The sequence below is a fragment of the Halomonas sp. IOP_14 genome (assembly GCF_021021315.1).
GTDB lineage: Bacteria > Pseudomonadota > Gammaproteobacteria > Pseudomonadales > Halomonadaceae > Vreelandella > Vreelandella titanicae.
Genome location: NZ_JAINWD010000057.1, coordinates 1 through 15019 on the forward strand (window position 1 = coordinate 1; position 15019 = coordinate 15019).

A 15019-nucleotide genomic window follows, 5' to 3' on the forward strand; every position below is an offset into this window, starting at 1 on the left:
GGAGTAGGGTGAGGAGGAGTCCATCCCATTGGGTAACGAGGAACGCGAGCTCAGCGAGCGTTCGTAGGCACCCGCGGGAGGCGTCGGCACGACGCCCAATGGCACTTCAGCCAAACTCCGGCACCGCTTCGCGCTGCTTCCGCGGGTGCGCCTTAGGCTTACCACGCGCTACTAAATCTCGCATGCACATGGATGTGGGGATTCCAAGGGGATGTGCACGTTATGCATATGGCCGAGGCACGTAATCACACTGTTGATAGGTAGAGGCAGGAGCGGTCTAGCTGTGAGAGACTGGTCAGCCCTAGCAAAGCCATATTGCGCTCAATTTCACGCTGCAAAAGATCAGCGACATGCTCTACCCCAGCCTGCCCTGCGCAGGCGGCGGCATAGTTGAAAGGACGCCCCACAAAGACAAAATCAGCCCCCAATGCCAGCGCTTTGATCACATCGGTGCCGCGCCGGAAACCGCTGTCGATCATAATGGGGATATCACTAACGCGACGCTTGATCTCGGGTAGCACCTGAAGCGGGGAAATGGTGCAATCCAACTGCCGAGCGCCGTGATTAGAAAGAATAATGCCATCAACCCCTGCCTGCTGAGCACGTACTGCGTCTTCCGGGTTTAATATCCCTTTGACGATCAAGGTGTCGGGCCACAGGCGCCGTACAAGATCGAGATAACCCCAGTCAAAATGGCGTCGCCCCGAAAAGTCCCGCGCTGCTTGGCGGGAGATAACGGGAGCGCCCCGCTCGGCATAGTTGTTTTCGAAATGCGGCATGCCGTGCTTCCACAAGGTGCGCAGGAAGGTATTGCATAGCCAACCAGGCCGTATCAGACCATCAAATGCTAGGCGAAGGGTTGGCTCGAGAGGGGATGAAAACCCCGAACGGCGGAAATTGTCGGGATTGGGCGGCACCGGGTAATCAAGCGTTACCACCAGCTTCTTGAAGCCGGCTCGCTTGATCCGCTCGAGCAGGGCCTCGATACCTTCTGGGGTACCGGGCAGGTAGGCCTGAAACCAGTCGGCTCCCTCCACCTTAGCCACCTCCTCCATGGGCACAAGCGATGAACCACTCATAACCATGGGCAGGTTGCGCTTTGCTGCTGCCCGCGCCAGCACTAAGTCGCCCTGGTAAGTTGACAGCGCACTAATGCCCATGGGGGCGATACCGAACGGAACAGTGTAGCGTTTGCCATAAAGCTCGGTGTGCAGATCAATCTGCGAGACGTTGACAAACGCCTTGGGCAAAAAGCGGTAATCATCAAAAGCGGTGAGGTTGGCTCGCTGGGTTCGCCCATCCTCGGCCACATGGTCGATATAGCCAAAAATTGGCCTGGGCAACACTTTTCGGGCCAGCCGCTCAACATCATGCAGGTTATGGATGCTGGCGAGTTTCTTTCGAGTCCATCGTTGTTGGAGCCAACCTTTCACGCAACACTCCTAATGATTGTTCTATCCTTCCCCCGCTCGGCAGCCTAGCTCGATTCAGCAGGCACGAAGCGCAAGGCAACGCCATTGTTGCACCAGCGCAGGCCGGTGGGTTCGGGGCCATCTTCGAAGACGTGGCCCTGATGACCACCGCAGCGGGCGCAGTGGTATTCGGTACGGGGCCAAACCAGCTTGAAGTCCAGCTCGGTCAGCATATGCCCTTCCACGTGTTCGAAAAAGCTTGGCCAACCGGTACCGGAATCATATTTCATTTCACTGGTGAAGAGTAACAGATCGCAGCCAGCGCAGCGGTATTCACCATCCCCCCACTCCTTGTCCAACGGGCTTGAAAAGGCGGGCTCAGTGCCTGCCTTTCGGAGTACATCAAAGGCTTCATCGGAGAGTCGTTCACGCCATTCGGCTTCACTCAACTCCAGTGGCTCCAGGCCTGGTGCAGCTTCCAGGTCAAGCCGTGGAAAGCCAAATGACAGTCCAGGTATCACCCCGACCGCGCCGGTTAGTCCGGCCAGGCCTAAAAATTGACGTCTTTTCATGAGAATCACTCCCCAGAAATTGGCAAGGAAAATAATCGGCCAGCAAAAGAGCCAATAAAAATGGGACAGTGCCGTGGCGCTGTCCCATTCTGAGGTCGATCATTTCTGTGTAGTTTAGTCGCTATTGGGTGCGACTTACTTACACTGGCACGCTACTTTTTCTGCTGCTTTTTCTAGCGGCCTGACACGCTGGTCAACTGACGTCCAAGTCATCAACTGATGCTCAGGTCAGTTGGGGGCCTGCCTGGATAATGGCCTCATTGACGCCTTCAAATTTCTTGAAGTTATCGACGAATTTGGTCGCCAGGTCTTTGAGGTGGCGGTCGTAGGCGTCACGGTCTTGCCAGGTTTCACGCGGGTCGAGCAGGCTGGAATCAACGCCCGGCACGGCAAGCGGCACTTGCAGATTGAGCCCATCGATGTGCTTGGTCTCGATGTCGCGCAGCACGCCAGACTGAATCGCGCTTATGATGGCACGCGTGGTCGGAATGGAGAAGCGTGCGCCACCTTCGCCGTAAGCGCCGCCAGTCCAGCCGGTATTAACCAGATATACCTGGGCGTCTTTTTTCTCGACACGCTTGATCAGTAGATCAGCGTACTCACGGGCAGGACGCGGGAAGAACGGTGCGCCAAAGCAGGTAGAGAATGTGGCGGCCAGGCCTTCAGAGGAGCCCATTTCAGTGGAGCCCACTTTAGCGGTGTAGCCAGACAGAAAGTGATACGCCGCGGCTTCTTTGGAAAGAATCGACACTGGGGGCAGCACGCCGGACATATCGCAGGTCAGGAACACGATGGCATTCGGCTCGCCAGCCAGGTTTTCCGCTACGCGCTTCTCAACGTGCTCTAACGGGTACGCGGCGCGGGAGTTTTGGGTCAGGCTATCGTCGGCATAATCAGGCTCACGACGGTCGTCCAGCACCACGTTTTCCAGTACGGTGCCAAACTTGATAGCGTTCCAGATGACCGGCTCATTCTTTTCGGAAAGATCGATACATTTGGCGTAGCAGCCACCTTCCATATTGAAGACGACTCCATCTCCCCAAGCGTGCTCGTCATCACCGATCAAGAAGCGCGCCTGATCCGCCGAGAGCGTGGTTTTACCAGTGCCAGAGAGACCGAAGAAGAGACAGGTTTCACCATCTTCACCCACGTTCGCCGAGCAGTGCATGGGCAGTACGTCGGCGGCTGGCAGCAGGAAGTTCTGCACAGAGAACATGGCTTTCTTCATTTCACCGGCGTAGCGCATACCCGCGATAAGCACTTTTTTCTCGGCGAAGTTGAGGATCACGCAGCCGTCAGAGTTGGTGCCATCGCGAGCAGGGTCACACTCAAAGCCTGGGGCGTTAAGAATCGTCCACTCGTCTTTAACTGCTTGGTTGTAGGCCTGAGGGCGTACAAACATGGTGCGGCCAAACAGGTTTTGCCAAGCAGTTTCGGTGGTGACGCGCACCGGCAGATAGTGAGTGGAATCACTGCCCACGTGCAGCTCAGAGACAAAATGCTCTTGGCTGACCAGGTGGTCATTGACTCGATCCCACAGGGCGTTGAACTTGCCGGCGTCGAAGGGCTGGTTAACGTTGCCCCAATCGATTTGGCTGCTAGTGGAGGGCTCATCAACGATATAGCGGTCTTTCGGTGAGCGACCGGTACGCAGGCCGGTCTTGACTACCAAGGCGCCGTTGGCTGAGAGGCGGCCTTCGCCACGTGCCACTGCGCGCTCGACTAGTTCGGCGCTGCTGAGATTAACGTGGGATTGGGGAGCGGCTTGAGTCGTGGTCATTTCGATTCCTGGGCTTCTCTCGGTTTACCGGGCGTCACCGACGCCTTGATGTTCATCCCAACCACTGTGAAACCGGCTGGGCGCGCTGAAGTTCGGCGCATTATGGCAAAAAGAAAGCCCCCAGGAAACGGGGGCGCAGATCAAATATCTTGTAGTTAAACTACTACAAAGGCACTACATTTTGTGTTGCAGCGCAGTAAAAATTCAAACATCCGTTTGCACGAAACACCAAATTCATTGAATCCATTGGCGCTCCTAGCACTGCTGGTAAACACCCTGATATACGCTTTCGACTACACACTTAGTGAATCGTGGGCGGTGGCGCGTCAGGGTCGTCCAACAAAGTTTCAATATCCGCTGCTGTGTAGTGATATTTCGTGTGGCAAAAGTGGCATTGGGTATCAATAGCCCCCTGCTCGTGCAAAATATCCCGCAGTTCCTCTTTACCCAGAGAGTGCAACGCGTAGCTCATACGCTCACGGGAGCAGGTGCAGCCAAAGCGCAGTGCTTTGGGTTCAAAAACACGCACGGTCTCTTCGTGATAGAGACGATGCAGCACCTCGCGCTGCTCAAGGCCGAGCAGTTCTTCCGTTTTGATCGTATCAGCTAGCTGTACGCTGCGATCCCAGGCATCGACATCCTGGTTTTGTGACTCTTCTGGTAGCCGCTGCAGCAGTAACCCGCCCGCACGCTTCTCATCGGCAGCCAGCCAGAGGCGGGTTGGCAACTGCTCAGATTGGCTGAAATAGGCTTCCAGACAGCCGCCCAGGGTCTCTTGATCCAACGCCACAATACCTTGATAGCGGTGGCCCTCACGGGGATCGAGGGTAATCACGATCTGGCCTTCTCCCACTAGTTCGCGGAAGCTGGCGTGCTCGCTGGGCAGTGCGGCGTCTTCTGCTATGCGGGCAATCGCGCGCAGTTCACCACCGGGGTTGGACTCGGCCATTAACAGTGACAGAACGCCGCGTCCACGTACCTCGATACTCAACGTGCCATCCAACTTCACGGTATCGGTAAGCAACGCCACGGCGGCTAATAGCTCGCCCAGCAGCTCATTCACCGCCGGAGGGTAGGCATGACGATCCAGCACTTCGTGGTAGGCGGCCGCCAGGGTGACGATCTCGCCGCGGACATTGGTGTGATCGAACATAAAACGTTGAATTTGATCGGACATAATTTGGCAACCTAAGTATTTAAGGACGGCTAGCGTTTAACAGCGAGGATCTACTCGCCCTGGTGGCGCTGGAAGCGCTGGATATCGCGGCGCTGCTTTTTGTCGGGGCGCTTGAGAGGATGCTGCATCGCTTCGTTAGTGAGGCGTCTTGCTTCGGCCTCTTTAGCACGACGCTGCACGCTCTCTTCGGTTTCTGCATAGAGCGTGCGCGCTTCTGGTGCCCCGCGGCGTTGATCCGAAAGCGATAAGACCTCTACCTCCAATATCTCCCAGCCTTGAGGCACGCGAATAAGCGCACCGACTTCCACCTGCTTGCTGGTTTTAGCGCGACCGCCGTCGTAATTCACTTTCCCGCCCTCGATAGCTTTTTTAGCCAGTGCGCGGGTCTTAAAAAAGCGGGCGGCCCACAGCCATTTATCCAAGCGTACGCTGTCACTCATTTAGGCACTCCTTGGGTTGCTGACACCTGTTCAGGAAGCTGTTCGGGTAGCAGGTGGGCAAAGCGATCGAGGGCAATAAATTCTTGCAGCTCTTTTTCAGGCCGCTGGCTGTCGGGCTGTTTAATGCCCAGTAAATGCTTAATGCCAAACTCACGAGCGCTCTCGAGTACACGGGCGTTGTCGTCGATAAACAGCGTACGCGTGGGATCAAAGGCTTCGATGTCTTGTAGCGCAAACCAAAACGCCTGCTCCTCTTTGGCGGCTCCTACGTCCTCGGAAGAGACGATCGCGTCCAGGTAACTTTCCAAACCGGTGAGCGGCAGCTTCAGGGCAAGACTCGCACGATCCGCGTTAGTGGCGAGCACGACCCTCGGGTGGGCCTGTTTGAGCCATTTGAGGAAATCCAGAGCATCGCTACGCAGGCCTATCAAGTGCTGGACTTCGCGCTTCAGAGCGACGATATCCACGCCCAGCTCGCGGCTCCAGTACGCCAGGCTGTACCAGTTTAAGGTGCCCTGCTCGCCGATAATACGCGCGCGCAGCGCCTCCTGGGAGGCTTCATCCAGTTGGTGCAGTTCGCGGTAGCGCCGCGGCAGGTGCTCGAGCCAAAAGTGGCTGTCGAAGTGTAAATCCAGCAGCGTGCCGTCCATATCCAAGAGGACGGTGTCTATCTCGCGCCAATCAATCATTGCCGCTCCAGTCACGTTAGGAGTAAGCGTGCTATTGTAGCTTAACCGCCTTTTACCAGCCATGGAGGCCCACTTTTATGTCTACGCCCCCCCCAACTCGCGACACCTTCAATCACCCTGAAGGTGCCAGTGCTAAGCGTTCGGGCTACCAGCAAAAGCCGCAAATTTTGGCTCGCAAGAGCGTGGCCCAGAGCCGTTTATTCCAGATTGAGTCGCTTGATTTGCGTTTTTCTAACGGAGAAGAGCGCCAATTTGAGCGCTTGACCGGCGCTGACCGCGGCGCAGTGATGATGGTGGCGATGCCCGACCCAGACCACGTGCTGCTGATACGTGAATACGCCGCTGGATTTGAAGATTATGTTCTCACCCTGCCAAAGGGATTAGTTGACCCTGGCGAAGATATCATTACCGCGGCTAACCGCGAGTTGATGGAGGAGTGTGGCGTTGGCGCTCACCGCATTGAACCGCTGGTCGAGCTTTCGCTGGCACCCAACTATATGCGCCACCGTATGCAGGTACTCCTCGCCACCGACCTGTACCCCAAGCGCCTGCCAGGGGATGAGCCAGAGCCATTGATTGTGGAAACCCACGCCATCGAGGAGCTACCCGCCCTACTACTGCGCGAGGATTTTCACGAAGCCCGCGCTATCGCCGCGCTCTATATCGCCCGGGATAGGTTGCGGGAAGAGAAACGCAATAGTGCGACGGATTTGCTTTGATAGGGTAGTGAATAGTAAGTGGTAAGGAGTGAATAGTAGCGCGTGGTAGAGAAGCGGCGCCAGCCGCCCCGGTGGCATTTCCACCCAACCCCGGCACCGCTGCGCGATGCTTCCGCGGGTGCGCTTCGCTTACCACGCGCTACTAAATCACGCATGCACATAAAACGGAGATGCCAAATATCCCATTACGCATGCATATAAAACAATCAAGGCACGAACCTGTAGCGTGTGGTAACGAGGAACGCGAGTTCAGCGAGCGTTTGGAGGCACCCGCGGGAGGCGGCGGAACGACGCCCGGTGGCACCTCACCCAACCCCAGCACCGCTGCGCGCTGCTTTCGCGCCGGGCCGCCGTCGCAGGTGCACTGGCGCTTACCACGTGCTACAAAATCGATTCACCATTCACAATTTACGATTCACCATCCCCATCAATGATTTTTCAATGCGATCCAGCGCCGTTGACGGTGGCTGTCTAGGCCTGCTTCCAGCAAGGTCATTGAGCGCAGGGCGTCGTCGACGCTTACCGGTAGCGGTGCTTTATCGCGGATAGCTGCGGCAATGCCTTGGTAATAGGCAAGGTAGTCCCCCGGCAGGGTCGCAAGTTCACGACGCGTTAGCGGTGCGTTATCCCCCTCCCCTTCGCGCAGTGTCAGAGTGCCATGTTGAGTATCTTCGCCCCACAGGGATGTCGGCACTTCACCTGCTTTTAAGCGATCCTCTTGAGGGTCTAAGCCGTATTTTATGAAGCTGCCTTGGGTGCCATTAATCCGGAAGCGCGGTGTCGGTTCGGCCACCAGCGTGCCCGCCGCTAAGGTAACGCGAAAGCTTTCGTAGTCGAGCAGCGCGAGGAAGTCATCGTCAGCCTGGGCGCCATCTCGCAGCACGCCGAGTTCTAGCAGAATAGCCTGGGGCATGCCAAACAGCTCGCAGGCTTGATCTAGCAAATGCGGCCCCAGATCAAACCAGATGCCGCCACCGGGGGTGGCCTTCTCGCGCCAGCGATCGCGAACCTCCGGACGGAAACGATCGAAATGGGATTCGAAATTGACCAGACGTCCTAGCGTCCCCGCCTCAAGCAGGGCCTTAACGGTCAAGAAATCGCTGTCCCAACGACGGTTGTGAAACACCGACAATAGACGCTCTTTATCATCCGCCAATTTTTTGAGCAGCTTGGCTTCTGACAGGGTCACCGTGAACGGCTTATCGACCACTACGTGCTTGCCCGCCGAGAGAGCGGCTTTGGCGAGGGAAAAGTGGGTATCGTTAGGAGTGGGAATAACGATCAGGTCAATATCACTGCGCTGGCAAAGTGCTAATGCTTGAGCCTCTACCTCAACATCCGGCAGTGACGCCTGCACCTTGGCGGCATCGCTTGAAGAGACCGCGACCAAATCCAGGCCTTCCGTGGCCTGGATCAGCGGTGCGTGGAAGGTTTGGCTAGCGAAACCGTAGCCGACTAATCCAACGTTTATAATCGCCTTCATTTGATTCCTTACTCGGGCTTATTGCATGTTTCAGCTGCATGTTTCAGCTGCGTATATCAGTCGAGTTTGCTTAGATCCCGAACAGCCCCTTTGTCAGCGGAGGTCGCCAACAGCGCATAGGCTTTAAGTGCCGGAGTGATCTTGCGGGGACGCTGCTCGGCAGGCTTCCAGGCAGCGGCACCCTTGGCGTCCATTGCCTCGCGGCGGGCCGCCAGCTCGGCATCGGTCAGTTTGACGTTAATCGCCCGACTGGGAATATCGATGCGGATCAGGTCGCCCTGCTCGATCAATCCAATCGCGCCGCCCGCCGCTGCTTCAGGGGAAACATGGCCAATAGAGAGTCCTGAAGTGCCGCCAGAGAAGCGCCCGTCAGTCAGCAGCGCGCAAGCTTTACCCAATCCTTTGGATTTGAGGTAGGAGGTCGGGTAGAGCATTTCCTGCATGCCGGGGCCGCCTTTCGGGCCTTCGTAGCGAATCACGACGACATCACCCTCTTTGACCTTATCCGCCAACACATCGGCGACTGCCTGATCCTGAGACTCCACCACATGGGCGGGGCCTTCAAAGACCAGGATCGAGTCATCGACCCCGGCGGTTTTGACCACGCAGCCATCCAGCGCGATATTGCCATAGAGCACGGCTAAGCCGCCCTGCTGAGAGAAGGCATGCTCAAGGTCTCGAATACAGCCGGTGGCACGGTCACCATCCAAACTCGGCCAGCGGGCACTTTGGGAAAATGCCACTTGGGTAGGGACGCCACCCGGCCCGGCTTTAAAGAACTCAACCACTTCCGCGCTTGGCGAGCGCATGATATCCCACTCTTCCAGCACCGCTTTCAGGCTGTCGCCATACACGGTGGGCACCGAGGTATCCAGCACTCCGGCACGATCCAGTTCCCCCAGGATGGCCATAATGCCACCTGCACGGTGGACGTCTTCGATATGGTACTTCTGGGTATTGGGCGCCACTTTACAGAGTTGGGGCACTTCACGGGAGAGGCGGTCGATATCGGCCATGGTGAAGTCCACCTCGGCTTCCTGGGCCGCCGCCAGGAAGTGAAGAATAGTGTTGGTAGAGCCGCCCATGGCGATATCCAGGGTCATGGCATTTTTGAACGCCGCCTTGGAGGCAATGGCACGCGGCAGCAGGTGGGCTTCTTCGCCTTCGTAATAGCGCTTGGCCAGCTCGACAATGCGATGGCCAGCGGTTTCAAACAGGCGACGACGATCCGAGTGAGTCGCCAAGACGGTACCGTTGCCGGGCAAGGCCAGACCCAGCGCTTCGGTTAAGCAGTTCATGGAGTTGGCGGTAAACATGCCCGAACAACTGCCGCAGGTGGGGCAGGCGCTGCGCTCTACTTCCGCCAGGGTGTCATCATCCACGCTGTCGTCGGCGGCCATCACCATGGCATCGACGAGATCCAGCCCGTGGTTGAGAAGCTTGGTTTTACCCGCTTCCATGGGGCCGCCGGAAACAAAGATAACCGGAATATTGAGGCGTAGAGCGGCCATCAGCATTCCTGGGGTGATTTTGTCGCAGTTGGAAATACATACCAGCGCATCGGCGCAGTGGGCGTTGCACATATACTCAACGCTGTCAGCGATCAGGTCGCGGCTGGGCAGCGAGTAGAGCATGCCGTCGTGGCCCATGGCGATACCATCGTCCACCGCAATGGTGTTGAACTCTTTGGCGACGCCCCCGGCTTTCTCAATCTCCCGCGCCACCAGTTGGCCCATATCCTTTAAATGCACATGGCCCGGCACAAACTGGGTAAAGGAGTTGGCTACCGCGATAATCGGCTTTTGAAAGTCGCCGTCCTGCATACCGGTGGCGCGCCACAGCGCGCGGGCACCGGCCATATTGCGGCCAGCGGTGGTGGTACGTGAGCGATACTCTGGCATGGTGTCCTCTACTCTCTAATAAATAGCTAGGCTCTATTTTTTATTAGCCCACAGCACGCAAGGCTGCAGGCTAGACTAATTCTGAAAAATATCAGTAGCTTTTGATTGTGGCATGAGCAATGCGCAGAGACTAGATGTGGAGGCTGGATGTAGAGGCTAAATCACGAGACCCGATAGGAAGTAAAGCGCCCTCCATGGCGCCGATTCATCAGAAGGTCGCCCACGCCTCTTCGGCTGGCTGGGCTTGGGCAGTACGCTGAGTCGGGGAGTTTTGGGGCGAGACTAATGCGGGAGATGACGCTAGTGGGGGCGTGGAGCCAAGCCCTGCTTGTTTAAGCAAGCGCATGCGGGCAGTCTCGCTGCTCTCTTCGGCAGCACCCTCTAAGCGAAAGGCGGCGATAACGTTGGCCAGGCTCAGCGCTTCGCGGGTGAGGCCTTGAGCAGCGCTGGAAATCGACTGTACCTTGGAGGCATTCTGCTGGGTGACATGATCCATCTCCGCGACGGCGGTATTGATTTGCGCGATACCGTTGCTCTGCTCATCGGAGGCGGTGCTGATCTCTTCCATGATATCGCTGACTCTCATTACCTGAGTCACTACCTGATCGATAGCGGCTTCGGCCTCCTTCACCGCTTGGGCACCGCCGCTAATCTCCTGGGAGGAGGAGTCGATTAAACGACGAATGTCGCCAGCCGCATCAGCGCTACGCCCGGCCAAGCTACGCACCTCATTTGCCACAACTGCAAAACCACGCCCCTGCTCGCCAGCCCGAGCAGCTTCTACTGAGGCATTCAGCGCCAGAATATTGGTTTGAAAAGCGATGCCGTCGATGACGCTAATAATGTCGGTCATCTTATCGGCGCTGGCAGCGATACGCTCCATGCGTTCGACTAGCGCCTGCATGCGCTCGCCGGTTTCGCGGCTGGTGGTGGCATTTTGCATGGCCAGTTGATTGGCCTGACGGGCGTTTTCGCTGTTTTGCTGCACGGTCGCCGTCATCTGATCCATGCTAGAGGCAGTTTGCTGAAGCGAGGAGGCCTGCTGCTCAGTGCGCGATGCCAGGTCTTCATTCTGCTGTTTGATATGTTCGGACGCAGGTGTCACCACATCGACTTTGTTGCCCACCTCGGTAATCAGCCCCGATAAGCTAGCGCGCATGGTTTCCAGCGAACTCAGCAACTCGCCTAACTCGTCATTACGCTTTAAAGTCACTCGGTTGGCGAGGTTACCCGCGGCAATTTGGAACGTTACCCGACGCGCCTCGTTGAGTGATTTAATCAGCGATTTGAGTACCGCCATGCTCAGCCCCACCATTAACACAATACCCAGCAGCAGCACGCCCAACTGACCGTACAATAATACCTGTTGCTGCTGTTCGGCATTGTCCATCAGCGTATGCGCAGCCGTGCGTTCCTGTTCAACCAATACATTGATAGTGGCACTAATACTTTCAGAGGTGGGCTGCACGTTGTCATTAAAGGCTTCAAAAGCAGCAAAGCCGTTACCATCGCGGATAGCCGTCAGGGTGGTATCGGCACCTTCAATAAAAGTGGTGAGATGTGCCGCTAGGCCCTCTTGCACACCGCCGGCTTCGCGCTCTGCAGTATAGCCTTGCCACGACTGCTCAATGTCGGCACTCATGGTGGTTAACTGGCTTTCAAGAGCATCAAGATCCGCCCGCCTCGGGTTGCGCACCGCCGGTTCTAACGCCTGAATGGCTTGGCTAACCCGCTGGCCTATCTGCTGAAGGTCGGTAATGCCTTCAAGGCCCGTTTGATTGAGAGTGCGTAAGCGTTCAGCGGAACTGGTTAAGCCATACACCCCCGCCGCCCCTGCGATGACTAGTAAAACCACCGAAGCCAGCACCATGCCCATTAGTTTGGCCTGCATACTGCTGAAACTAAAACGCTTTACCCATCCACGCAGACCGGTGTGGCGTATTGCACCATAATGCAGCTTGAAACCACGTGTTTTGCCCTGTTGCATTGCAGCGTATACCCGCTCTGCCCGGGCAATGGCTCTATCCGCCGCTTTACGCCGGATAGAGGTATAGCCCACCACGCGGTTACCATCGAGCAGCGGCGCGATGGTGGTATGCATCCAATACGCTTCTCCCGTTTGGCGGCGATTCTTGATCAGCCCCTGCCAGGTTTTACCGGCTTCAATGGTTTCCCACAGGTTCTGAAAAACCGCCTTGGGCATGCTGTGGTGGCGGAACAGACTATGGGGTTCACCCATGATCTCGTCCAGCGTGTAACCACTCACCTCCACGAAGGTTTGGTTGGCGTAGGTGATTCTGCCCTGCAGATCCGAGCGTGAGATCAACACTTCGTCATCGGCTAATTCATAAATAGTGGATGCTGCTTGTGCGGCATTATGCATTGAGACCCCCTACTTTTTTATTGAAGGCTTGTGCCATCTTTAGGATTAGCGGTTCCCTAGGAGCCTGTCCGACTTAACACTGATCTACTGCGAATCTATGCTTCTCGCGACGATCGGCCAAGCCAGACAGGCTCCTAACGCTAAGCCTTTTCAATTAGAGGTAATGCATGAAATATGCCACCGCGAAGGGTGGCATGTCATAAAACCGAATAAAGGGAAATCAAGCACCTAACAGTGTCGTCTACCGGGCTAAAACGCTTCCCACTGGTCAGCGCGAGGCTGTGTTGCGGGTGTCTTAGCACGCTGCTCTGAAGGGGCTGTCAATTGCTGAGTTGCTTTACTGAGTGCCTGGTTGGCGCGCTGTAACTTCGCCCGCGCCTCTTTGATGTTCTCGTCTTGAGCGCCTTCCAAACGGAATGCATCGACCACGTTAGCGAGTTCAAAGGCTTCGAGGGAGAGATTGTCCGCTGACGCCGCAATCGACTGAACTTTTGAAGCGTTCTGCTGGGTCACAAGATCCATTTCGGCAATCGCCGAGTTAATTTGACCGATCCCACTGCTCTGCTCGCTGGACGCAGTGCTGATCGACTCCATCAGCTCACTGACTCGACTCACCTGCTGAGAGACTTCCTCAATCGCCCGCTCCGCCTGCTCTACCGCACTACGACCACCGCTGACTTCCTGAGTAGTGCTATCAATCATCTTGCGAATTTCCTGGGCGGCATCTGCGCTGCGACCAGCTAGATTGCGCACTTCGCTGGCGACTACCGCAAAGCCGCGTCCATGTTCACCAGCACGCGCAGCCTCAACCGAGGCGTTGAGTGCCAAAATATTAGTTTGAAAGGCAATGCCGTCGATCACGCTGATCATCTCGGTCATCTTTTCAGCACTCTGGGCGATACGCTGCATGCGCTCCACCAGCTTTTGCATTTGCTGACCGGTTTCCTTGGTGCTGGCAGCGTTCTGCACTGCCAGATCAGTCGCCTGGCGGGCATTATCGGTGTTCTGCTGAACCGTCGAGGTCATCTCCTCCATACTCGAAGCGGTCTGCTGAAGCGACGACGCCTGCTGCTCAGTGCGCGAAGAGAGTTCCTCATTTTCAGCGGCTATCTGCTGAATCGCCGGAGTAACCACTGAGACACGATTCTCTACATCGCCCACGATGCTGGAGAGGCTAAAACGCATGGTGTCCAGGGAGTAGAGCAGCTCGCCCAACTCGTCGTTAGTTTGACGACGTTCACGGGCGGCCAAGTTACCCGCGGCAATTTGGAAAGTGATATACCGCGCGCCCGACAAGCTGCGAAACACGGATTTCAGAATCATTACACTCAAGCCGATCATGACTAAAAAGCCTACCGCCAGTAGCACCAGCTGCGCTATCAGCATTTGCTGACGCCCGCTTTGTGCCTCGGTCACCAGCAATTCGGCATCGGCACGCACCTGCTCAACCAAGGTGCTGTTCATCTCGCGCAGCGACTCTGTGGTCGGCACCACCACGTCATTCAAGGCCTCAAAGGCCGCGAACCCATTACCCTCTTCAATCGCCACAAGGGCGGTTTGCACCGCATCAATCCAGGTATTCAGAGCACTATCAAAAGCCTGGGCGGTCTCATCAGTGACCGTCGCATCCGCATAGTAGCCCGCCCACAGCGTCTGCATGGCATCGGTATACTGGCCAATGTCTGCGTTGACGGCCTCCAGGTCAGCCCGACGAGGGCTTCGTACCGCAGGTTCCAGCGTGCCAACCGTTTGACCAATATAGCGTTCGATATTCTGCAGCGAGGCGACATCGCTCAACCCTGAGCGATTAATGGTTTCCAGCCGCTCGCCGGAGAGTAACAGCGCAGAGACTCCCAACCCACCCGAAAGACAGAGTAGCAGCAGCGACGCCACCACCATACTGATGAGCTTGGCTTTCAGGCTAGTGAACTGAAAGCGCGACAGCATTCCGGTCAAGCCTTTACGCCGCAGCGTGCCATGGGCTAGTGCGTAGTGGCGGGATTTACCTTTTTCGCGAATCTCGGCATAGATTTTTTCTGCCTGGTTAATGGCTTTTTCTGACGCTTTGCGGCGCACGGAAGTGTAGCCGACGATGCGCTCACCGTCCCGCAGCGGCGCCACGGTGGCATTCACCCAGTAGTGATCGCCATTTTTACGCCGATTTTTAACCACGCCTTGCCAGGTTGTCCCCGCTTGGATGGTTTTCCAGAAATCCTTGTAAGCAGCTTCAGGCATATCAGGGTGACGAAGGAGGTTATGGGGAGAGCCAATGAGTTCTTCACGGCTATAGCCACTGACCTCAACAAAAGTAGGGTTGGCGTAGGTCACATTGCCCTTTAAATCCGAGCGGGAAATAAGCACCGCTTCCTCACTCAGAACATACTCACGCTGCGTCACGGGCTGGTTATTGCGCATTAGTTCTCCAAGAATTAGATATTCTTAATTTTTATAAAAGCATAGATC

At 56.4% G+C, this 15019-nt stretch carries 11 protein-coding genes; 1 reads left to right on the plus strand and 10 read right to left on the minus strand.

Annotated elements, in window-relative coordinates; all coding sequences use genetic code 11:
• Positions 1-245 precede the first annotated feature (245 nt).
• From K7H09_RS22765 to yrfG, 6 genes are all read right to left on the minus strand, one after another.
• Positions 246-1433 carry an alpha-hydroxy acid oxidase gene (locus K7H09_RS22765; RefSeq protein WP_230806105.1) on the minus strand — a complete coding sequence of 396 codons (1188 nt, stop codon included), beginning with the start codon at positions 1431-1433 and terminating at the stop codon, positions 246-248.
• A 44-nt stretch (positions 1434-1477) separates the two neighbouring features.
• Positions 1478-1984, minus strand: a complete 507-nt coding sequence (gene msrB, locus K7H09_RS22770; RefSeq protein ID WP_022519711.1) for a peptide-methionine (R)-S-oxide reductase MsrB — start codon at positions 1982-1984, stop codon at positions 1478-1480.
• Between the two features lie 223 nt (positions 1985-2207).
• On the minus strand, positions 2208-3764 hold the full coding sequence (locus tag K7H09_RS22775; protein ID WP_230806107.1) for a phosphoenolpyruvate carboxykinase: 1557 nt from the start codon (positions 3762-3764) through the stop codon (positions 2208-2210).
• 301 nt (positions 3765-4065) lie between these two features.
• On the minus strand, positions 4066-4941 hold the full coding sequence (hslO, locus tag K7H09_RS22780) for an Hsp33 family molecular chaperone HslO (RefSeq protein WP_022519713.1): 876 nt from the start codon (positions 4939-4941) through the stop codon (positions 4066-4068).
• 50 nt (positions 4942-4991) lie between these two features.
• Positions 4992-5381, minus strand: coding sequence for an RNA-binding S4 domain-containing protein (locus tag K7H09_RS22785; protein WP_041157918.1), 390 nt, complete (start codon positions 5379-5381; stop codon positions 4992-4994).
• On the minus strand, positions 5378-6070 hold the full coding sequence (yrfG, locus tag K7H09_RS22790) for a GMP/IMP nucleotidase (RefSeq protein ID WP_027958816.1): 693 nt from the start codon (positions 6068-6070) through the stop codon (positions 5378-5380). The genes K7H09_RS22785 and yrfG overlap by 4 nt, the downstream gene beginning before the upstream one ends.
• A gap of 77 nt (positions 6071-6147) precedes the next feature.
• Between yrfG and nudE the strand changes: the two genes are divergently transcribed.
• Complete coding sequence (gene nudE, locus K7H09_RS22795) at positions 6148-6789, plus strand: ADP compounds hydrolase NudE (protein ID WP_022519716.1); 642 nt, start codon at positions 6148-6150, stop codon at positions 6787-6789.
• A 427-nt stretch (positions 6790-7216) separates the two neighbouring features.
• Here nudE and K7H09_RS22800 read toward each other — a convergent pair whose 3' ends face one another.
• The 4 genes from K7H09_RS22800 to K7H09_RS22815 all read right to left on the minus strand — a co-directional run bounded on the left by K7H09_RS22800 (position 7217) and on the right by K7H09_RS22815 (position 14971).
• Positions 7217-8272, minus strand: a complete 1056-nt coding sequence (locus tag K7H09_RS22800) for an oxidoreductase (protein ID WP_230806109.1) — start codon at positions 8270-8272, stop codon at positions 7217-7219.
• A gap of 56 nt (positions 8273-8328) precedes the next feature.
• Positions 8329-10173 carry a dihydroxy-acid dehydratase gene (ilvD, locus tag K7H09_RS22805; RefSeq protein WP_230806111.1) on the minus strand — a complete coding sequence of 615 codons (1845 nt, stop codon included), beginning with the start codon at positions 10171-10173 and terminating at the stop codon, positions 8329-8331.
• Between the two features lie 208 nt (positions 10174-10381).
• Positions 10382-12556, minus strand: a complete 2175-nt coding sequence (locus K7H09_RS22810) for a methyl-accepting chemotaxis protein (protein ID WP_230806113.1) — start codon at positions 12554-12556, stop codon at positions 10382-10384.
• Positions 12557-12805: 249 nt separating this feature from the next.
• Positions 12806-14971, minus strand: coding sequence for a methyl-accepting chemotaxis protein (locus K7H09_RS22815; protein ID WP_041157914.1), 2166 nt, complete (start codon positions 14969-14971; stop codon positions 12806-12808).
• Positions 14972-15019: the final 48 nt, after the last annotated feature.